Source organism: Cellvibrio sp. OA-2007 (genome assembly GCF_000953825.1).
In the GTDB taxonomy this organism is placed as follows: Bacteria; Pseudomonadota; Gammaproteobacteria; order Pseudomonadales; family Cellvibrionaceae; genus Cellvibrio.
Map to the genome: position 1 here is coordinate 92,410 of NZ_BBUL01000020.1, position 20,947 is coordinate 113,356.

General features: G+C 45.9%; 14 protein-coding genes. All 14 read right to left on the bottom strand.

Going from position 1 to position 20,947, the window contains the following annotated elements; translation table 11 throughout:
• Nucleotides 1-57: 57 nt before the first annotated feature.
• From AWU77_RS00695 to AWU77_RS00755, 14 genes are read right to left on the bottom strand one after another with little or no spacing between them, the layout of a single operon-like run.
• On the bottom strand, nucleotides 58-3,078 hold the full coding sequence (locus AWU77_RS00695) for a hypothetical protein (RefSeq protein WP_062057701.1): 3,021 nt from the start codon (nucleotides 3,076-3,078) through the stop codon (nucleotides 58-60).
• 5 nt (nucleotides 3,079-3,083) lie between these two features.
• On the bottom strand, nucleotides 3,084-4,439 hold the full coding sequence (locus AWU77_RS00700; protein ID WP_062057705.1) for an ATP-binding protein: 1,356 nt from the start codon (nucleotides 4,437-4,439) through the stop codon (nucleotides 3,084-3,086).
• A gap of 23 nt (nucleotides 4,440-4,462) precedes the next feature.
• Complete coding sequence (locus tag AWU77_RS00705; RefSeq protein ID WP_062057708.1) at nucleotides 4,463-8,866, bottom strand: contractile injection system tape measure protein; 4,404 nt, start codon at nucleotides 8,864-8,866, stop codon at nucleotides 4,463-4,465.
• Nucleotides 8,867-8,869: 3 nt separating this feature from the next.
• Nucleotides 8,870-11,413 carry a hypothetical protein gene (locus tag AWU77_RS00710; RefSeq protein WP_062057711.1) on the bottom strand — a complete coding sequence of 848 codons (2,544 nt, stop codon included), beginning with the start codon at nucleotides 11,411-11,413 and terminating at the stop codon, nucleotides 8,870-8,872.
• Nucleotides 11,410-11,757, bottom strand: a complete 348-nt coding sequence (locus AWU77_RS00715) for a hypothetical protein (protein WP_062057714.1) — start codon at nucleotides 11,755-11,757, stop codon at nucleotides 11,410-11,412. Before AWU77_RS00715 ends, AWU77_RS00710 begins: the two co-directional genes overlap by 4 nt.
• A gap of 56 nt (nucleotides 11,758-11,813) precedes the next feature.
• On the bottom strand, nucleotides 11,814-12,596 hold the full coding sequence (locus AWU77_RS00720; protein WP_062057717.1) for a hypothetical protein: 783 nt from the start codon (nucleotides 12,594-12,596) through the stop codon (nucleotides 11,814-11,816).
• Nucleotides 12,597-12,622: 26 nt separating this feature from the next.
• Entirely contained in the window at nucleotides 12,623-16,447 is a 3,825-nt protein-coding gene (locus tag AWU77_RS00725) for a baseplate J/gp47 family protein (RefSeq protein WP_062057720.1), read from the bottom strand.
• 48 nt (nucleotides 16,448-16,495) lie between these two features.
• Nucleotides 16,496-16,903, bottom strand: coding sequence for a GPW/gp25 family protein (locus tag AWU77_RS00730; protein ID WP_062058458.1), 408 nt, complete (start codon nucleotides 16,901-16,903; stop codon nucleotides 16,496-16,498).
• Nucleotides 16,904-16,930: 27 nt separating this feature from the next.
• The gene (locus tag AWU77_RS00735) at nucleotides 16,931-17,221 is read right to left on the bottom strand and encodes a PAAR domain-containing protein (protein WP_062057723.1); all 291 of its coding nucleotides are present in this window, start codon (nucleotides 17,219-17,221) and stop codon (nucleotides 16,931-16,933) included.
• Between the two features lie 58 nt (nucleotides 17,222-17,279).
• Complete coding sequence (gene vgrG, locus AWU77_RS00740; RefSeq protein WP_062057726.1) at nucleotides 17,280-19,070, bottom strand: type VI secretion system tip protein VgrG; 1,791 nt, start codon at nucleotides 19,068-19,070, stop codon at nucleotides 17,280-17,282.
• Between the two features lie 3 nt (nucleotides 19,071-19,073).
• Complete coding sequence (locus tag AWU77_RS00745; RefSeq protein WP_062057729.1) at nucleotides 19,074-19,751, bottom strand: hypothetical protein; 678 nt, start codon at nucleotides 19,749-19,751, stop codon at nucleotides 19,074-19,076.
• 2 nt (nucleotides 19,752-19,753) lie between these two features.
• On the bottom strand, nucleotides 19,754-19,921 hold the full coding sequence (locus tag AWU77_RS20400) for a DUF5908 family protein (protein ID WP_193747464.1): 168 nt from the start codon (nucleotides 19,919-19,921) through the stop codon (nucleotides 19,754-19,756).
• A gap of 34 nt (nucleotides 19,922-19,955) precedes the next feature.
• Nucleotides 19,956-20,438: a phage tail protein gene (locus AWU77_RS00750; RefSeq protein WP_062057732.1), complete on the bottom strand. Its 483-nt coding sequence runs from the start codon at nucleotides 20,436-20,438 to the stop codon at nucleotides 19,956-19,958.
• A 16-nt stretch (nucleotides 20,439-20,454) separates the two neighbouring features.
• On the bottom strand, nucleotides 20,455-20,913 hold the full coding sequence (locus tag AWU77_RS00755) for a phage tail protein (RefSeq protein ID WP_062057735.1): 459 nt from the start codon (nucleotides 20,911-20,913) through the stop codon (nucleotides 20,455-20,457).
• Nucleotides 20,914-20,947: the final 34 nt, after the last annotated feature.

Here is a 20,947-nt window from a genome sequence, read left to right on the forward strand (position 1 = left end):
ATCGCCAACCACAAATAGCGCTCCGCATAACCCCGCATTATGTTCGGCATTTTTAGTTTAGTTGCTGTCATTATTTTTATCGCCATTAAAATCGCTATCATCAATCAGTTGCTCGTTTTGGCTAACCTGTGTTTGCCGCTGGGGCAGAGCAGAAGATTTTTGATGCTGCAATAAATTGCGGTTCGGCTTATCTTCCTTAAGCGCCTTTATCGCATTAATTCCAGCTCTAATCGCAAGCGCCACTAACACCACACCTAACACGCTGGATAAATTCATAATATTAAATAGCGGATCTACCACAATTAAATAAACCCAAATAATAATTGGAGGTAAAAGCGCGCAGATCACAGTTAACGGATGCGAGACCCACTGAATATAGACGGGGAGTTTTTTGCAGCGATGAGGGTAGATGTAAAACACAACCAATATATAGATCAGGGCCAATATTAATCCGATATTCATTAGCGCAATAATCGACCAGCGGTAACCACACAGAGTTTCATTCCACAGCGACTCGGAATAACCGGGCGAAAAATGTGTGCCTATATAACTATTCACCGCTTTATAGTCTTTGCCGTCACTGGCGCCAGTGTATTCCAACATTGGCCAAAATCCGCCGCCGCCAAAACTTTCATGGATATATTCCAAGCGTTTTTGGCGTTCATCGATTTGCTCTGCACCATTGCTCAGTGATTTATTCTCCATTGCGGAATAATCGATAAACATTAACGGCGCGACTATATCGCGGTTAATACTATTAGTTATCGCATAGATTTCATCGAGTGCGGTGTAATAGGGGTCTTCCAGAATTAACACTACCATGCTGCCCACTATTTCCTGCACTTCCGGTATAGAAAGGTTTTCACTCGCGTAATTATTAATGCCAGTCAGCAAATCAATATGATTACTGCCAAATACAAAGTCCGATTCCAGAAATTCATTTTGCCTAACCATTATATTGATGTAGGTTTTATTTTTTATGCTATGAAAACGGTCGCGGGTTTTATCTTGTGTGGCCAACTCTGCTTTTAATTCTTTATAGAAAACATCAAACCTGTCCTTCGCCATTTGCGAGCGAGGATAGTTTTTAAAATAAAAAGTTACACCATCGCCATTGCTAGGCTGTGCAGCTAAACCCAGGGTTAACCAAGGGCGCAAGCGTGCTTCGGCATCGGTAAGCGGCAGGGCTAAGAGTGCCTTTAATTGAATTTTCAAATTATCAAAGAATATCTTCAAATTCTTTTCATCAGATAATTCCGGCGATAGGGAAAATTCTTTTTCGATAATCCAATCTACTTTGCTGCCATAACGGCGCGCCTCATGAATGAATGCCTTGGCATTGTCACTATTATCACTTAACAAATTGGGCGCGCCCGGTCGATTATTAATTTGATTAAGCTGGCCAGTGTCAGTCGCGGTTAGCCCAAAATAGGCCACCCGATTAAAAGTGCTGAAATCAAATACCTGCGCTTCATCGGTGGTTTTCCAATAAGGAAAAATACCATAGGCCATAGTCTGTATTTCTTTGGGAACACAACCGCAATTTTTATGGGAGCCATCCCAGAGAATAGGTTTACCGCTATAGGGCGGCATAGGTTCACTGTAAAATTGTTCTAATATTGGCAATAACTCTTTATTAAAGTAGTTACCCAAATGCTGCACGTGATCTTCGTTGCAGTATTTGACCGGACCCTGAGCACTGGCCTCAAAATAAACCTTTAGTTCATTAAACAGAATGGTTTTTTCGGCCGGCTCTAAATTGCCCAGTTGGGTATCCACTGTGTTGGATTTATCCAACTTACAAATGCCCGATGCTTTAAATATTTTATTTTTAATTGCCAATTGCAATAGCTCAGCACTGGGATATTCAACATCTTTCAGTGTTTGCATTAATTTGATCACCACACTGGCAAGCGGTTTTTTACCGGTGCGCATTGAATTTGCCGCTGCCTCAGTGAGCATAAAATAGGATTTCTGACTGGCAATTTGGATTTGAATCAAAAGTTTTTCGCTATTGGGCGCTATATCTTTTACTGCCACAGTGTCCGCTGCCACTGAACTGGCTGCAGCACTCGTGTTATTTTCGCCGGAGGTTGGATTTGCGCTTTGCGTTGGATAGGCCTTTTTAATTGCGGCACTAATAACCTTGGCAAACTCGGATTGATCGGCAAATGCTTTATCGCGCAGGGTCGATAGCTCGCCGAACAGCGCATCGCTAATACCCTGTTGCGCCAATGTATTTAACGCTTGTTCATCAATAAGATAAACAGTATGTTGGCTGACACCGGCGCTGATTTTCTCAGTAATTTTCTGACTTTCTTCGGCGGGCAATTTAGTTAGTAGCGAAGCTATTTTTGTGGTTGCCGATAATTTGTCGGGAAATTGTTGCCCTTTAATTGCATCCAACACGGCCTCTGCGGTACTTATTTTTGTTACCGCACCGGCCATAGCTTCAAAGTCATCTTCACGCAATACATAGAGTTGAAACGGCTCAATCGGTTGCGCTGGTGTTATGTCAGGCTCAGCAACTGCTGGCGGCTGTAGATAACAACGCACCAGTGCTTGCAGTTGTTTATCGCTGCCTTGCGCCAATGTTTGTTTGACATCCAACTCACATGCAGTGAAATGGGTCGCCGCCCAAACCGCAAAGGGTTTACTAATCAGCGTATCTACATAGGTGCGATACTGTTGCGAAAAACTTGCGATAGCAGTTGCCCGTGTTGGCAAATGTGCTACTGCATCACCTGTACTATCCAGTGCAAAGCTATGACAAAAGCGCTGCATCCACGACCAGGTAATTGGCCCTAAAATACCATCGTTTAACGGCTTACCAGTGCGGCTTGCATCTTTTTTCCAATCTGGTTCCAGATGGTATAGCTGGTACATATCAGCCTGTACTTGGGCAATGATCGGCTTGGGATATTTTTTATATTCCAACTCATATCCGAGGCATTTATCTTTATTAAGTATTGCACCTGCAGGTGCTGCTTGCGCCGCCGGCATTATTAAATTCAATGCGATTGCGCAGAATAGAGCCAGCAGCAATAGCGATGATTTTTTGGTTAAGGCAATAATCATATCAGTTAGAGCGTACGCCCCTCCTTGAGAAGTTCTTTATTGATGCCTTGTACTAAATCAGCTTGTTCAAGGGTATTGCGCTGCATACGTGTTGCACGAATTGCCGCATAGCGCACCACATTAGTTAAGGAGCCGCCAGAGAGCTCATATTTTTCTGCCAGTGCTGCCAGATCTACATCGCTGGATAACAAGGATGTATCGGGCAAAAGATTTTTCCACAGACGCAAGCGCTCGGTTTCATCGGGCAGCGGAAAATAAATGATCGATTGAAAGCGGCGTGCAAAAGCTTCATCGATATTCGCTTTGATATTACTGGCCAGAATGACCACGCCGGGAAAGTCTTCTACCCGTTGGAGTAAATAGGAAATTTCCTGATTGGCATGGCGATCATTGGAGCTGCTGGTTTGGGTGCGTTTGCCAAACAAGGCATCGGCCTCATCGAAAAATAGAATCCAATTTTTATTTTCGGCTTGATCAAATACACCGGCGAGATTTTTTTCTGTTTCACCTATGTATTTGGAAACCACCATAGATAAATCAATGCGGTAAACATCCACACCCACACTGGCACCCAATAAGGTAGCAGTGAGAGTTTTACCTGTTCCCGGTGGCCCAAAAAATAAACTGCGATAACCTGCTTTAATGGATTTTTCCAAACCCCAGCGATTGACTAACTCTTTACCTTGACGCAACCAGGTATGCAGATGATCAATTTCATCTATTACATCCGCTGATAAAACCAAATCATCCCACGTAAGTTTGCTGGTGATTAATTTTGCCGGGAACTCGATGCTGTAATCCGGTTTATGTACATGACCATGGGTGCAGCGATGTAAAAATTCGGCGGTGACTGAAATAGTTGCATTTAAAAAAGGCTCACCACTGGCTTGATGCTCTAGTTTAATCAACCGCTGTTTTAAAAAATAATGCTGCTCGTCAAATAACTGCAACGCATCAAAACGGCGATTTAACTCCTGCCCGGCCAAAATAAACACGGCAGTTTCTGCGGTAGGTAAAAAGCCGCTGTGCGCTTTGCCACGCCAGCCACCAAATTCGGTATAGGTGCGACCGGTCACCTGGCTCTGGGTAAAAAAGATATCCAACGCCTGTGGCCGCAAATGCGGGATCAAACATAAAATAAATATCAACCGCTCATCAAAGCCCATTTTGTAATCGCGCACGATCTGCGCATAGGGGGATTTATCATCACTCAGATCTGGCGGATTCAAACTGCGCACATCGGCAGTCGCCTGTTGTGTTTCAGGCGAACCAAAATAATGGGTAAAGCGCAAATTCAACACAGCATCGAACCAGGCAAGTTCCTGTTCAAGTGTTTTGGCATTGGCTTGGCTAATCTGCATAGCTTATTTATCTCAATCAATAATCAGGAGTGATTGCGCCAGGAAACGCGCAGCGGTTTATCCATCCATCCATGTTTAATCAGGCTGATACTCCAGGGTAATCGGTCGAGCAGTAAATCAAAGGTCTGCTCTTTTACTTTCAGCCGCCAACAATCTTCTTCCAAAACCAACCAACCCTGTCGCTGGAAAAAGGTTTCGCGCAATCCGGCGATAGACGTCGAGCCCAATACTTTCCAATGCTGGATCATACTGGTAAGCATTTGTTCAATTAGCGTCTGCTCCTGCTCGGTAATTTCAATGCCCGCACTAACTGGAATGCTGGTGCTTATACCGCACAAAATTTTATTGAGGATTAAATCGTATTCCGGTGTGCAGGCTTCACCGGTCACCATAAATTGCACTAAATGCACCGCGCGATCCGCTGCACCTGGGTGAATAAATTTTCCATCCTGAATTAGATTCAACATAGAAAATAAACGCGGTAAAAAAGCGCCCGCTAATACCTGACCGGCATTATTAATATGCAGGCCGGATTCCCATTGCGGCGTACTCTCATCGCTTTGGGTTGCGGGATTGGTATTGATTTCTTGCAAGCGCATCGCCGGCTTTTGTTGTGCCACAGGTTTTAATAACGCAATACGACGTTGTGTCAAATTCACTAGCCGCTGCAGATCATTAATCCCTGCAGCAGTCGCCAGATGTTCACATAAGTCAATGGATAGGGTCTGCGCCAATTCACTACTCGCCGTTACTATCTGATTGTCATTAACTGTTAATAGATAGCGAATAATAAATTCCCATCTGGCCTGTTTAATTGCCGGGTTATTCAGATCATTGACCAACAGCGCCATGGCTTCTAGTACCACTTTCACCACGGCATCCAGCGCGGCATAGCGCGCAGGTTGTAAGCGCAGCATTATTTGATGCAGCAAATGTGAAGGCACTAACTGAATTAACAGTTGCGCATTATTTGCCAGAGTTAACAATTCACTCCATTCAGCAACCAGGGTTGGATTGGGATGATTGAGCAGCAAATTAACATGCTGTTGTAGCATCAATAATTGTTCTTGCGTTAAAGGCTGGTTAGCCGCGAACAATTGCGCCAGAGAGAGTGCAGGTTTGCGCACAGAAGTATCAGCTCCTGTTGATAGCGAATAATCTATCGCTTGTTCTAGGTAAAGGCTTTTTGAGCCAGGAGATTCCGAGTTGAAATACTCAGGATGATCAGCATGAGTGGCAATTGTTACTTCTTGCGTTAGATTATTAACGCTACTGTTTGCACTGGTGTATTGCTGATCCGCATTTGTTGCTGAGAACGCTTCAAGGTCAATCGGCTGCTGTTGCAAGACTGCTTGAATAATCTGGCGATAATAGATAATTGGATTAAGCGCAGAACGCGCCTGAGATTTAATAGCCGCGATCAACTCTGTGTTGCTAGCAACATCAGTTATATCAGCGACATCAGTTACATTAGCAACCGCATTATGCTTAATCAGCTCACAGGCCAATTCTTGCCATTGTGTTGCGTCTAGTTGCAATTGCTGTAAATGCGACAGCGGCCATGTATCGATAGTTAATGTTTTTACTATAGATGCAATAGGATCTGTTGCCGCTGTCGTATAAGTTGAAGCAATGCCGTTTTGATCTTGTGAATGAACACTAGAGTTTTGCGGAATTTTTTCAACTACCTGAGCCTGTTGTGGCAAGTCACGTCCACCCGTTTGTGTAATTGCATTTACCGGATTTTCTGTTGATTCGTTCCCAAAGGCTTCAAGATCTATAGACTGGTGTTGCAAAATCGCTTGAATAATCCGACGATAACAGAGTGTTGGATTTAATAGCCATCGTGTTTGTATTTCAATCGCCGCAATCAAGTCCGCATGTGCATCAGTCACTGAGCTGCGCTTAAGCAATTCAAACGTTAATTCCTGCCACTGTATGGTATTGAGTTGTAACTGTTGCAAGCGCGATAGAGGCTGCGTATCTCTCAGCAGTTCTTGTGTAATCGCTTCAATATCATGTTTAACTACCGATGTAACAGCTTCCGGAATTTCAGCATTAACCTGTGGGCTGTTGTTATTGCGTTGCACAGTTTGTGCAATCAACTCTAGATCTATTAGTTTATCGGCTATCAGTGTTTTTAATACGGTTAGGTAAAAAGTAGCGGGGGCATAGCTGGATTCTGCTTGCGCATCTATAGCCGCAACAAATTCAGCGCAGTTTTCGGCGGTGGCACTGTGGCCAAGGCGAATATAACTGCTAATCAAACGCTGCAATAAAACCACATCAGCAGCCAGTGACGACCAAGCCAGCGCGCCACTTTTTAAACGCAGGCACAAATCAAATAACTGATGATCGCTAACACTGACCAAACTATTGGCAGTGAAACGAGTAGTATCGGAATTTAAACGAACAGAGTCTGCAATGAGACCAGAAGCATCTGCAGTAAAATGATATGTATCGGCAGCAAAATCAGAAGTATCAGGCGCAACACTTGCACTCGCTAATGTCGCGTTCGATACAGGGTAACTTGATTGTTGTTCTTGATTTTTTAGTAGTAGTTGGTTTTTTTGTAGTTCTTCATTTTTCTGTAGTATTTGTTGGTTTTGTTGCAACTCTGCTGTGGGATTAATGCCATCTGGTCCAGCGTTAATGCTTTCGGTCTTTTCACTAGATATATCATCACTACTGCTCGCTTCGTCCTGTTGCTGGCCAAATACCAGCGTCTGCAATAATTGTTGCAGACGCTGCTCGTCCAAATTATGCAGTTCAGCATAACGCTGCGCCACCGCATTTATAAATACTTTACTCTGGCCCTGATAATGCGAATTGATTGAAGAGCCGTTAAATAAGAGACCCAGCGTTATTTCCCATAGTTGCCGAGCAACTAATTCAGCGGATTGCTGGACAACTTTATTTTCGTTTTGGCTATTGTCTTCACTGCGGGCAGTTAAAGATGTGAATGATTTTAACTGTGCAACAATGTGATAATTTAATTGTGTAGCGCATTGTTGTAAGCGATAAAAAATATCGGTTAAGGCTGGCGCCAACAAAGCAATGATCCCCGCCTGCAAATCAACGGGTAGGCGCAACATTAATTGTTGCCGAATTTCGGGTTGCGGTAGGTAATGCTGTAATGCTGTTATGAATAATTGATCATTCGCCAGTAACTGTGGCCAGAGTTGCTGTAATTGACTGACATCCGCGCGAATCAGTGCAGCTGCAACTAATTGCTGTAATTGCCCAGTAGATTGTTGTTCATGGTCAATGGGTAATTCACCGCTGGCTGATGGCTGCGCAGTCTTATTTAATGCAGATTGGCTAGCACTTGCTGGATACACAGGATTATCTATCTGATTTGCAGCAAAATTTTGGGCATCGCCTGAAAAACTCGTGTCAGCTACTGAGTTTGCAATAACTGCTTGTAGATCCTCCAGCGCCTTGGCGGCAGCACCAGAGGGACGTTTAATGGCGACTAAATCTTGTCGTAATTGATTTTCGCTGAATGCAAATTTGCTCGCCAGTTTATGCAGAATCTGATTAATCCAAAATTGTGTTGTTGCCTGCGGCTGTGCTAACGCCAACTCCAATAAGGCTTCCCATACCGTCTGTTGTACTGCGTCGGAACCCAGCGAGTCATAATTAATAAGTTGATCACCAGCCATTAAACGCTCAGTTGTTGAGCCTTTAATTTCTGTAGGCTCAATCGTTGAACCAGCAATTATCGATTGGTCTTTTGCGTGGGATGAATAAATTCGGTAGTTGCTCCCTAATAATTGCAATAGATCAAACAGGGCGATGGCATTTTGCACTTGTTGCGGTGCAAGTTGACGCAATAATTCCATGCGCTGCAGAAGCGTAAATTGGGTTAACAAACGCTGAATCAACAGATCGCGCTGCGGCAGCTCACGCAGTAAGTCGGCAATATTATGTTGCGCAATTACCGCATCCAACAATTGCGCATGAAGCCCAGGCGATTGAGTCTGTTTATTTTTGCTAGCCGAAGTCTGCTGTTGCACAACAGGGCGATGCGCCGACAATTGTCCGGTAGCTAAATAGCTAAATAATTGCTTCAGGGCCAGCTCGGCATTTGGCGTGTCGCGCTGTGCAGTTGATATTTGCAGATGCGTATTTTCTGGCGCTACGGCTAATAATTGCGACGCTAATAACTGCGCAAACTGTTTTAATAATTGCTCGCGAATTGCTTGTTGATAATGGCGGCTAGTCAGACTACCGCAATCAAACTCCAGGGTTTCAAAGCGTAAAATTTGCGTTCCCGGCGAGTAGTGCGAAAACACTCTGTCCAACGCGGGTAACAAATCCTCAGTTAACCATTCATTGAGCTGCGCAGTTTCATGACGAGCGAGTCTGGTCGTGTTGAACGACAGATCGACAATCAACTCATCAATGCGATGCTCGGTTTGCATGGCTTAGATCCAATAGGCCGCAGAGGGCGTGTGTTGCTCAAGCCAAGCGCGCACACGCTGCGCCGCTCGGTCAAGCGTTTTTGTAATCGTGCCATTCACTTCAGCTGCCAAATGTTGTTGCTCGTACTGATGCAACGCGTCTAACCAGGGTTGATAGCTGCGTTCGAATGCTTCCATCTCTCGTAAACTCAGCCAATAGACTTGAGGAAATAAATGCGCGGGCAAATGATTGGCAATGGTTTTTTCGGCAAATTGGCGAAACGCGGGATTGGCAAACCTTGCGGTCCATTTGGGGAAAATAAAACTTAAGCGGCAGTGATAGAAATCATCGCTCAGCGACGTTTGGCTTTCATCTTTAGCGTCTGTTGTGTTTGCCTCTGTGCGCGGCCGCAACAAAATATGTTCGAGCAAATAGAATCCTTCTGAACCGGCATTTATATCGGTGATGATTTTTTTGAATTTATGCACATAGGCTATGGCCTGCTCCCGCTCCATCGATTTTTTTAGCGCTGTCCAGCGGTCTTGAGCCTGGGAATAAAAATACACATCAACTAGGTCACCTTGGCTCTGCGGGCGCAGACGATAGGCATCAATACTGGTACCTTCACAAATCATCGCCGGGCTAAGCGTGAGCGCTTTACTTGGAGTGTAATTCCACTGCAACAATTTTTGCTGCTGTTTTGTTTTGAGTTTGGGTACGGGTTGCTGCGCAGCACTTTCACTGTCGCCCGCATTCAAACGCTGGCCCATGGTTTTATCATCCACCAAATTGATTTGATTGGCGGCAAAACACTGCGACAAAGGAGTGATGCTATCCAGTTGTTGAATACCGAGCAGAATATTGATTTTTTTATGCAGGCTACTCAGGTTACTGGATTGCCAATGTGCTTCGCTGGTATTAAACGCACCCGAGCGGCTATTGCTGATTTCAACCAAGTGCAATAGATAACGAATTTTATTATCTATTGCCCAATAATCCGGCTGTTCTTCATGATAATAATTAAAATGCAGCAGCGCTTCTTGTGAAAATTCTTCGCCATAGAGTGCGAGCAGTGTATCCAGCGCGCGACTTTTGCGATCCCATGCCTGATCATGCTTCGCCTGCACAGCTTGAATTGCCGCCAAATCAATCCGATCATTTGCGTACAGCTCGACAAAATTGGGGATATGGTGATTATCTAAATATTGCGCAAAATAGCTGTGATTCGGTTGTTCATTTAAACTAAACAACTGCTGCAAATTCTGGATATGGGCAAGCATATTGGCCAGCAGCTGTTCACAGGGATAGAGATAGGATTTAAGTTGCTGCGCCTGTATTTTGCGTTCAGCCAATTCACTGTGGGGCACACCCGCCGCATTAATGCCGTAAACATTAGGGAAATGGTGTTGCACAGAATAATAGGCAATTTCGCTATGCGCTCGCCCTTGCGGTAGCGGATAGAAATTTGTTGCATTGGTTTTATTGGTGCGAAATGCACGGTATTCAAATTCCAATTTTTGCAACGCGCGCCGCGCCTCTTCCATAAGCACTTCAATGGTTTCGCCACGGGCTTTTACAACACCGGCCGGATCGGTTGTTTTACCTGGATTAAAATCGATTTTTAGCCACTGCTGTTGTTCGAGATCTTCCGGAAATTTAAGAAAAAATGATTGCTGGTCAATCGCCTGAGTATCTAGGGCTTTACCGGTGCTATCGACCAGCTCTAAACGATAGACTTTTTTCACGCCCTCGATTTTTGCCACCAAACCATTAAGTTCTTCTAATGATTTGGTACTGTTGTGCGCATTGAGTTCATCGCTGTAGATATAGCCGTGGCGAGTTAGCGGACCGGTGAAAATATCCGCCAGATCCATTTCCTGTTGCACTAGCGTTTCATAGCGCTCGATGCGAATGTTGGAGGAGATTTTGCGAGCGACCTGAAAAAATACATCGGCATAAATGGCCGCCGTATTGCGTTTACCCGTTGTCTCAATCACACCTTTTAAAAAACAGGCTTCACTCTGTTCGATGTTGACACTGGCGAGATCTTCCCCCAGATTGCGATTTTGCAGAAAAACACGCTGTACTTTTTGCACTATGTGTTTTTTTTGTGCGTCGCTATAGGCAGGGCCGGTCAGTGGCTCTAATAATTTAATCGCGATTTGATAAAGACACGCGCCATAACTAACCTGCGCATCCAACGTGGTAATAGTAACTGCATCTATCTCGGGCACTTCATCCAATAAACGCTTGCAATAATCTTCTGCAGTAACTGGCCGAGTGGGGAAAATATCCTGCGGTTTATACAAAGCGTATTGATTAAAATCGATCAGGCCGCGCTCATTGGCAAGATAATCTGCTACCGGTACATTGGCTTGATAGGCCAACTCCGTTAACCCAAAGCACAACTGCTCCAAAATAGTCACACCCGGATCATGCAGGTTGTAATCCGTCCAGATATTGCCGGCAAGTTCTTGCGCGCGGGCAATACCCTCGCTGCGCAAACTGGCAAAGTCTAGCCCATCTGGATCTTGTTGCAGACGCGCGATGACTTCCGACGAACTCATTGGTCAGCTTCCTGCGTTGTTATATTATCTGTGCGCGAATGAATCGCACCTATCTGCTGGGTTTGCAATTGTTGATGCAGATAATTAACCAGTGTGCATACGCGGTTGTAAGGCAGCTCACCCAGCGCTTTGATGCAAACACTAAAATCTGCGGCGCTGATAACAAACAGTGCAGGGGCGCTGCGGGCAGCGTCGGTTTGATAAAATTGCTGCGCCTGATGATTTAATTGGCCGATAATTTCAAACACCTGTTTAAACGGCTGCTCAACCAGCGCCTCCAAAATCAGGCTGCTCTGTTCCAACGTCAGATAAAAATGCAGTTCACGCGCAGCAGCTTCAGTCATTTTTTTTGCTCATCTCATTGATTGCGTTAATTGGTTAAAAACACGATCAAGACCATTTATTTATTGGGCGCTTGATTACTTTCTAACATCAGCGGATCAAACCACAGGCGCGTCAGATGATATTTAATCCAGATACTTTTTCCGTAGGAACATTGCGTGCGCATTTGCAATTTAAAATGAAATTGGCCCTGCTCCGGCACGGGCTGCCAGCGCAATTCAATGCGATTACATTTGTTGCCAAAATGGGCGTCCTGCGCGTTGATACTGCCCTTGCCATTAAAAGTATTTAACGCGGTTGCATGCAGCAGCGCGTATTTGCCATCGGCATCCTGCCCACCCACGCCAGCGACAATCTCAAACGCTTCACAACCGGTTAAGGCGCTGGTGATGTCGTACCAGTTGCCATCGGCTGCTACCGCCATCTCACCGTTTTTACCCATGCGCCCGGTAGAGGCAATAGTGCCTTCAACATCGAGTGTGGTCTGCGGATTTTCTTTGTTAATACCCACCGCCACGCGTAAGTTGCCCTGACTGTCATCGCTGTGACTATAAAGGCTTAATACACGCGGGCAGTTGGGTGTACCAAAGTGCAATTTATTTTCACTGGTGCTCAATTCAAGAAACCACTGCGGGCTTTCCACCGCGATATTTTTATAAAAGCTGAGCAACCTGCCAGAACCCATCAATTGGGAAATTTTTAAACCATCGCGACTGGTTTTATCAAAACCCTCTTCGAGGATATTGACCATCGAATCAATTAAATTGGAAAAATCTTGCTCCGAAGGCATTTTTCCTTTTTTGAATTTATTTTTTAGCGCGTTTCTATCTAATTTTTCCATCGTGCTTGCCTATTCGTGCTTGCCTGTTAGGGAATGATGAAAGTACTACCCACTTCCAGTTCATCCACACCCGTGCGCTGGGCGTGTATCTGGCGATGTTGATCCAGTGTGTCTAAATAGTGATGCTGCAGGGGTACAGCGGTACTCCAGGCATAGTTGGGCTTCAGTGTTTGGCGATATTTTTCTGGGCCTTCCACACTGCCGGTATCGTCGAGAATAAATAACCCATCACCTTGGGGTGCAATGCGCAGTAGCGAAAAATCAGTAACGTGTTCTATGTATTCCAAATTGTGAATAAAGGATTTCACTTCCTGCTCGCTCACACTCCAGCCAAAATGCACACTGTTGCCCTGCGCAGTCCAGGGCGATAAATAATCACAGAGCGCCTGATTTAATAGATTTTGGTGGCGACCGCTATGCAGACCTTTTTTAAATTGCACCGCACAGCGCACCTGAATTTCTTCATAGACTGGATTTTCTACCGAAATCTTCACCAGTGACGGCGTTAATGGTGCAATAAATTCTTTAATGGATAACATTAAGTGTCCATCGAAATAGGGCTTGTAACCCTGGCCATCAGTTAAATCGCGATGGGCGATGGGAATTATCAGCAAATGCCCCGGGCAGACAGGAGCGTGGGGATCAGTGCACAAATTGGCAAAACACTTCACTTTATAAACTTGCGGAAACTTTTCTAGAATAAGCATTTCGTAATCGAGCGGCGTGAGCGCGCGATTTTTATGACGCAAGCGTTCGCTGATACGAGTGCGCAGATGGGCGATATTTTCGGCAGGCACACCACCAAACGAGTGAGTAATTTGGCTGATGCCGGTGATTCCGGGAATCGTGCTCCGTGTGCGTTTAATCGTATCGGGCGGCAACTGCATAGGATGCTCCGCTGCGGGATGGGCACCCGAGCGCCAGCTCACTTTTACTGCTTGGGCATAGACAGAAAATAAGTCGCTAAAATGGGTGAGCGCTTGATTGGCGCTGACTTTCAACCAATACAAATCGCCGGGCATAATGCTGTTGCCGGTGGTTATTTTTTCCGGCATGGTGAGCGTAACAATACCGGAGGTCATAAAACCTTCGGTAGAGTCGCTCAGAATATAGCGCGGATTCAGCGGCCGCCATTGGTTGTCACTCAAGTAAGACCAGTTCACCAAGGCGGCAGGGGTGAGCGAACCGGTGCGGCCTTCGCGGCGCGCTTGCGCGAGTATTTCATTGCTCAAAGGCAATGAATTATTTTGTAAATGAAAATATAAACTTAACTGTTGAATTTCACTTGCTGCTATGCCGATAAAAAGCGACCCATCATCAGAATATTGCGGCAATAAATACAAACGTGGATGACGTAGCGGCGATATAGCTTCCCAGCCCAAAGGGTGCAGATGAAAAAATTGATCTTTATAACAGGGGTCATCTTCGCGACCGGTATCCGCAAGCGTCAAAATCGATACCGCCGAATAATTCAACCTAATCGCACTGATTTCTGGTGTATAGGGCGGATTGGGAATGGGCCGTGCAAAACGCGGATGTTTAATTCGGGTATTGTGCGTTAACACTTCGGCAAGCAAATTGGGATATTCGCGGTGACCAAATGCCCCCGCTGGCCCCTGCAAAGTAAATTTAAATAAACCGGAGCGAGTTTGCGGCGAATAGCTAAAAGGGCGCTTGGCCTGATGTTGATCTTGCGCTTTGTAAAACGGAATTGCGCTCGCGGCCGATAGGGTTTGCGGCGCAGTTAAATGAGCTGTGCCATTTTTTAGCGGAAAATTAAACAGGGGTTGTTCACTGTTATTATCTACCCCATTGGGCTGCCAGCGACCATCGGCCAAAACACTCACACCGGCAACAAACAGTTGATTTTTTTTCGGCTGCAGATAATCGCGATACCAGCTATCGAACCCGCCTGCAACAACGGGCAAACTGCTCCATTCCACATCCACACTTAAAGATGTGAGTTGTTTGGTGCGTGTCTCTTCATGGCCAACAATAAAATAGGAACCCACATCCGGCATGGGGCCAAACGGTGCAAACGGCGCGAGTGGTGAAAGCTGACCGATATTATTGTGCAACAACAAATCGTGACAGCCTTTTACATCCACCTGGATACGCACCTCTTTCAACACCAATTGTTTCAGAATGTCGTAGGGATACTGCAGATAATTTTCTTTTAAGCTAAAGCGCAATACCGGCAGTGCGGTGGTTAAGGGGTCGCCATGTACGTCTGTTTTATAAGCGCTAATAGCCGGGCTATTTTCCGGCAATAAAAAACTCAAGCGCACAGTATTGGGGTTAATACTGACATCGGTCGCGCTGTAAGCAGGTTTGTATTCGGCAATATCTAACCAACTGTCTGCCGTGGTCAGGCTGAGTTGAAACATTTTGCTGAAGTAAGCAAAAAACTTTGCTTTGTCATCGGCAATATTGTCTTTGATATTGGGCAAGTAGCGCAGGATATTATTAAGCTTGCTCCAAGGCTGCCGAGTGATATCTTCAAATACCAGTTCCACCGTGATATGGCGTTGGCCTTCGCGCAATAACAACACATTACTCGCCACTGCAAAACCGAGACGCGCACTCTGTGCTGCGTCGCTGGCACGGCCATCGCTATTGGTGAGATTGCGCGCGGCGCCAAAAAAGGGATGAGCGCTGAATCTATCCCGGGTTTTTTTATCGGCTTTTGGTGCGGCATTAATTGCGTTTAACCAGCAGCCATCGGCCAGTGATACGCTGGCGCGCGCGGATATTTTTTTGCTTTTTTCTGCAGTCTTGTGCGGTGCTGTTTGTGTGCGCAAATCAAGATTAATACGCGGGAAAAACAAACTGTACAGCTGTTCTACCTGAGCGTCATTGATAATCACCTCATCGTCAGAGGCGTAAACAATATCGCGGCTGGCGCTATCTATACCGGCAAAAAATTCGGTGCCCTTGGGCAGGCGAATATCGCGCTCTTTAGCGCCGGGCTGAAATACCAGATAGACGCTATCGGGTTGAATCGGGCGCGGCCTGGCTTGCAATACCTGAGTAAAATAGAAATCGATAAAATCCAGGGTAAAGCGATTTAAACGCAGCTGCAATTTTTGATAAAGCGTTGCGAACGCAACACGCAGTGCCAGCGCCGGGTCGTGATTTTTACTCTGCATGGATCCCGGTAATAGTTCACGGGCACTGGCCTGAATCATATCGGCCGCCTTAAGCAGCGAGGAATAGAGCGAGCGAATATTTAATTCACTATGCTGATGTATGTTGTGTTGTTCGCGTATTCGATCCTGTTGATCACCCGCCGTGATCAAACTCATAAAATGTGCAGAAAAATACTGGGATTGTTTAACACGCTCCGGCATCACTCCGTGCACGCGATACAATTCTTTAGCCAGACCGAGAATCACACTCTCAATCAAGCCGTAGAGATTTTCGCCGGCGCTGCTCTGCGGGTGTTTTAACAGGCACAGCCAATGATCCAATAGACGCGCTAAACCCAATACCGAAGCAGGATTTTGCGCTTCGCTCAGCGCCCATTCCTCACTGCCAATTTCCTGTTGCAAACGCGCGTTAAACCGTCGCTCCAGATCATCGATATTCAACGCGAGTATCTGAGCCATGACGACAATTTCATCGCGCGCAAATAAGAGTTGCTCAATGTCTTCCGGCGAAAAATTGACACCGGGCAATTTCACCAGACGCGCATAGTCTTGCAACTGCGTGAGCAACTGCGCGAAGCTCATCTCATCAACATTAAAATAATTTTGCTCAAGCGCAGGTAAATAGCGACGCTGCCGACTCATGCCATCGCGGACATGCAGCTGTAGTGGCAAGCCTGTTGGCGCCGTATGCGTGTCGCTCATTGGCGAACTCGCAGGTGGCGCTCACTCGCGCGCATGGGTAATAGCAAGTTAAGCTGAGACATTACTGCCTTCATTAAAATAAAACGGATATACCAGGTTGTAGCGATTGTTAGTCGCTCGCACCCGGTAGTGAACATGAATTTCCACTTTGCCTTCGCGATAGTCGTCACCGCTCACATCAATGCGCTCGACAATGACTCGCGGTTCAAAAAATAAAATCGCTTGTTCTACCGTATCGCGCATTACCGCAAAACTACTTTCATCGAGTGTATCGAATACGTGCGCCTTTAAACCGCAGCCATAAATAGGCTGCATCACGCGTTCACCCGGTGTGGTTGATAACAGAATCAATAAGCTTTCGTGAATATCCTGTTCTGCACTGACCATTGCCAATCCTTTGCTGGTGAACTGCGGAGGAAAACTCCAACCGGTTCCTAAAAACGATTTATTACTCATAGCCAACATCTGTGTGTGTTAATCGAACTAGCCGCCAATCATTACCGTGGGCAGACCCAAAACTATATTGCCGCCATGGGCGGTGGTATCGCCCATGCGCGCTGCGGGTTTACCGCCAATCATCACTGTTGCGGAACCTTTTACAATTGAGTCGGGTGGGCCGACACACACGCACATATCACCCACTACTGCGGCGGGCAAACTGCCAATTAATACGGTGGGCACACAGGGGCCACTAATGGGCCCGCCCACATGGGGCACTATGCCTGTCACCATAGGGCAGGCATGCATATCGGTAATTCGTGCTGCAGGTGGCATGGTTTAATTTCCTTTTTGGGCAATAACGATTTTGCTAGCCTTTAATGCAAATAAAAAACTAATTAATCATCACCATCGCGCCTTTGATGGTGGTGGTACCCGATGCGGAAACTTCCGCCGTTGCACTGCCTTTGGCAGTGAAGCCAACGTTGGCAGTGCTGGTGATATTTAATCCGGTTTGTTTGATATCCATTTGCGCCGTAGCTTCGATATTTTGCGTTGCCTGCAGCACAATTTTGCCTTGTGCTTTTAGCGTAATATCTTTGGGGCTGTCGAGTGTAATACCCGCCGAATCGAGAGTTACCTTATTGTTATTTTGATCTTGCAACAGAATGGATTTGCCATCGTCACTGATAACAATTTTGTTCGCGCCAGGGGTGATAAGCGTGATGATTTTTTTCTCTTCATCAAACTCCAGTTTCATTTTGGTACGGGTAACAATTGCTTTGGTATTATTTTCTGCTGCCAAACTATAGGGCGGAACATTTTTGCTGCTGTAGAGGCTGCCGAGAATGACGGGGTAGGATGGGTCATTGTTAAAAAAGCCCAACACCACTTCATCGCCAATTTCCGGAATAAAAAACGCACCAAAACTATTTGAACTATAAAAATTGGCAAGCCGTGCCCAGAAGCCATCGGTGGCAGCGCTCATTTCCGGAATGGAAACCTGCACGCGGTGCTGACCGTCTGGATCGGCATCCAATTTTTTTACTATGCCGATATGCAAACCACTGACTCCGGAGGTTAAACCTGCCGCTGGCCGCGCCATAGTTTCATGGGTTTCGGTAAACCAGTTGGGCGACATACCAAATTCAACTCGCGTAATCCAGTTACCATCGCGCACGGAATGATTGACGCCGCTGACAAAAATATTGCCATTAAAACGCTCGCCCACTCCAGCCAATTCGATCAGCGTGCCCGGCTTGGCCAAGCCGCTACCTTGAAAACTCACATGGCCGCGAATGCGCGCCAACCCAGATTTGAGCTGCTGGGCTTTGGCCCAAGTGGATAAAAATGCCGACTCCAACGGCACTGTGCTTTGCAGACGATAATCACTCAGCCCCAACACACTTGCCAGAGTGGCGGAGTTTATATTGCCTTGTTGATTCAGTTCTTCTGCGGCAGCTTCACCCTGCTGCAGAGCTAGGGTGGCGAGATCCCAAGCATTGCCGGTTACTTTTTGAAATTGATGGCGCGCATCCAAATCTGCACTGAAATCGATAATATCTATCCCGTAGGTTAGTGATAACACTGCTGCACCGCTCACCTCGGGCGCTTTGACACTCACTTTGCCTGCATCGAGTGTCACTAACATGCCATTGGCTTCGGCGCGCGCGAGCATAAAATCCCAATCGCTGCAATAAAACTGCACCAACTCTTTGTGTTGTGTTGTTGTCACACTGACATCGGCGCTAAGCCCCGCATAGTTGCCGATTAACTGCGCGATAATATCGCTGTCTTTTTTATCAATATAATTCGCGTTTTTGCGCCCGGCGGTCATTGCCAGGGCTTTGTCTTTGCATTCGATAATTAAATGTGACGCGTTATTGCCGCTGATTCTGATCGAGTGCTTGATAATCACACCGCTGAAAACATCTACCACCGTCTGGTCGTAACCTAATTGGATTTTGATTTCACTACCTGGTTTAAAAGTCTCGGTATCGCTGACTGGAAACTCACCATTAGGCATATCGCCATCGTTAACAATCAGGGTTGCGGTATTGATCCGATTTGCAGCAAGTTGAATTTCAATCGATACCACTTCAATAGTAGTTGCAATCGCAGTGCCATCGCACAGCACAATGCAACTGACAACACCATCACTATTGAGTAAAGGAGAATTGGCCATGTATTACACCAGTGGAGGAAAACGCAGCAATTGGCCAGGCTGCAATTGACGGAAGTTCTGCAGCTGGTTAAGGCGTGCAATCGCGAGATAATAAGAGCTATCTTTATAAATTTGATAGCAGAGCAGGGGCAGTGTATCGCCCGCTTTGACTTCCACTAAATGGGTTAAATCCGGTGATTCCAGACTCGCCCCGCGAAACGTTTCTTCGATACTTTTATAGGCAGTAAACGATAAATCTATTTTTGCGCGTAAAGGTTCACCGCTGGGTTTAAACAGGGTGTAATTTACTTTTAAGGCTTCCATTCGCGCTTTAAATAACAATGGCCCCCAGGAAACTTCTACCACTGGCGGTTCATGTTCGGAGCCATCGTAGTCATAGGCTACTTTACGCAGCAGTGCGACTTGCTCACGCACACTTTGAGTAGTGCCTTCTACTACCCCTGTGCCATCCAACACCAATTCTTTAAATTCATATTTGTCGGGTTTGGATTTACTGTATTTTTTTTCGCTGCCCGGTCCCTGTGCCTCATTTTCGGCATAGACAATAGCAGAGCTGTGGGTATAACCCGCAGGGTTTATTAAGGCTTCGAATGGTGTATCACCATTAACTGTGGCAACGCCGTCGTTGACATCACATGGCGAAATTTTTAATTTTATTTTTGTACCTGTAGCCACCGACATGATTAGCGCTGCCCTTTATCCTGAAGCATTTCCAATATCAACCGGCGACATTCACTCATCACTTCCTGCTTGATGCTGGCACTGGCGATTTCTCGCTCGGCAACTGGCGCAGACTCTTCTTCATCCACCACATTGGATTTAATTAACAATTGTTTAATTTCTATGGCCATGATGGATTAATCGCCGCTGTATCGTTGACAGGTGTTACACAATTCGTTTCGAGTAGGTGTAACTGAATACAATTTTTTCAATGGCAACTTCATTTTTAGTTGCGTTAAAGGCTTCTACTTCCCACTTGATGGGGAATGCATTGGCGAAAGTCCAACCGCGAATCGGTTCAGCGTTTTCATTCAACAGATACACATTGATGGTGCGCGGTACAATCGCATTAATGAAATCGCCTTCCATAATCTCCCTGCACCAGACCACTAGCGGTGAAGCGCTAGAGGCAATGCCACGCTTCAACTCCAGATTGCTCTGTTTGATCGCGGTAGGCAATTTATGCACAAAGCGATTTTCGCCACCTTCCGACACGTCTTCCGTCGACATTTCACTGCTGATGCCCGACACATCCTGAAAGGAAGAATCAACACCATCACTGCTGCCTTCAAAAACTACTTTGAAATAAAACGCAGAAGGCGGGTATAAACCGCCTTCTGTGCTGACTCGGGAAGCTGCTGCGGACATTTAGCTATGTGCACCCTTAACCATTTGCAATGGTCAAACCTTCGTGAACAATTTCAATGCTCTCGATCGCGACTTCATTGCCTTCTGCTTTTAAATCAGTAGACGAAATTTTAGTCGGCCAGGCATTTGCCAAAGTCCACACCATAGTGGGTGCGCTGCTCTCATCGAGCAAACTAATGGTGATAGGAACACGCTTGATGGTGTTCAATTTAATTTGATTGAGCCAATCCCAAAATTTGTTATCGCCCTTGAACACGCCTTTTTTCATGGTCACATTGCCAAACTTTTTCATGCCCGGCATTTTGATCACAGAAAATTGCTTGCTGTCACCTGAGCGATATTTAATTTCTTCCGATTGAATATCCAATCCGCTGACTTCCTGAAAGGACATTACATTGGAATCCCACTTCACTTCAAAGTGAAACTTGGGCAGGGGCCAAATATTGGCTGATTGTGTTGAGCCGTCTTCTGCCATAGTAATCTCTACCTTAATTTATCTATGGATTGAA

Excerpts from the sequence above, each read along its gene's own strand:
- AWU77_RS00695 (WP_062057701.1), bottom strand. The coding sequence starts at position 3,078 with ATGATTATTGCCTTAACCAAAAAATCATCGCTATTGCTGCTGGCTCTA.
- AWU77_RS00720 (WP_062057717.1), bottom strand. The coding sequence starts at position 12,596 with ATGGAAAAATTAGATAGAAACGCGCTAAAAAATAAATTCAAAAAAGGA.
- AWU77_RS00745 (WP_062057729.1), bottom strand. The coding sequence starts at position 19,751 with ATGTCGGTGGCTACAGGTACAAAAATAAAATTAAAAATTTCGCCATGT.
- AWU77_RS00705 (WP_062057708.1), bottom strand. The coding sequence starts at position 8,866 with ATGCAAACCGAGCATCGCATTGATGAGTTGATTGTCGATCTGTCGTTC.
- AWU77_RS00710 (WP_062057711.1), bottom strand. The coding sequence starts at position 11,413 with ATGAGTTCGTCGGAAGTCATCGCGCGTCTGCAACAAGATCCAGATGGG.
- AWU77_RS00735 (WP_062057723.1), bottom strand. The coding sequence starts at position 17,221 with ATGCCACCTGCAGCACGAATTACCGATATGCATGCCTGCCCTATGGTG.
- AWU77_RS00755 (WP_062057735.1), bottom strand. The coding sequence starts at position 20,913 with ATGGCAGAAGACGGCTCAACACAATCAGCCAATATTTGGCCCCTGCCC.
- AWU77_RS20400 (WP_193747464.1), bottom strand. The coding sequence starts at position 19,921 with ATGGCCATAGAAATTAAACAATTGTTAATTAAATCCAATGTGGTGGAT.
- AWU77_RS00700 (WP_062057705.1), bottom strand. The coding sequence starts at position 4,439 with ATGCAGATTAGCCAAGCCAATGCCAAAACACTTGAACAGGAACTTGCC.
- AWU77_RS00750 (WP_062057732.1), bottom strand. The coding sequence starts at position 20,438 with ATGTCCGCAGCAGCTTCCCGAGTCAGCACAGAAGGCGGTTTATACCCG.
- vgrG (WP_062057726.1), bottom strand. The coding sequence starts at position 19,070 with ATGGCCAATTCTCCTTTACTCAATAGTGATGGTGTTGTCAGTTGCATT.
- AWU77_RS00725 (WP_062057720.1), bottom strand. The coding sequence starts at position 16,447 with ATGAGCGACACGCATACGGCGCCAACAGGCTTGCCACTACAGCTGCAT.
- AWU77_RS00730 (WP_062058458.1), bottom strand. The coding sequence starts at position 16,903 with ATGAGTAATAAATCGTTTTTAGGAACCGGTTGGAGTTTTCCTCCGCAG.
- AWU77_RS00715 (WP_062057714.1), bottom strand. The coding sequence starts at position 11,757 with ATGACTGAAGCTGCTGCGCGTGAACTGCATTTTTATCTGACGTTGGAA.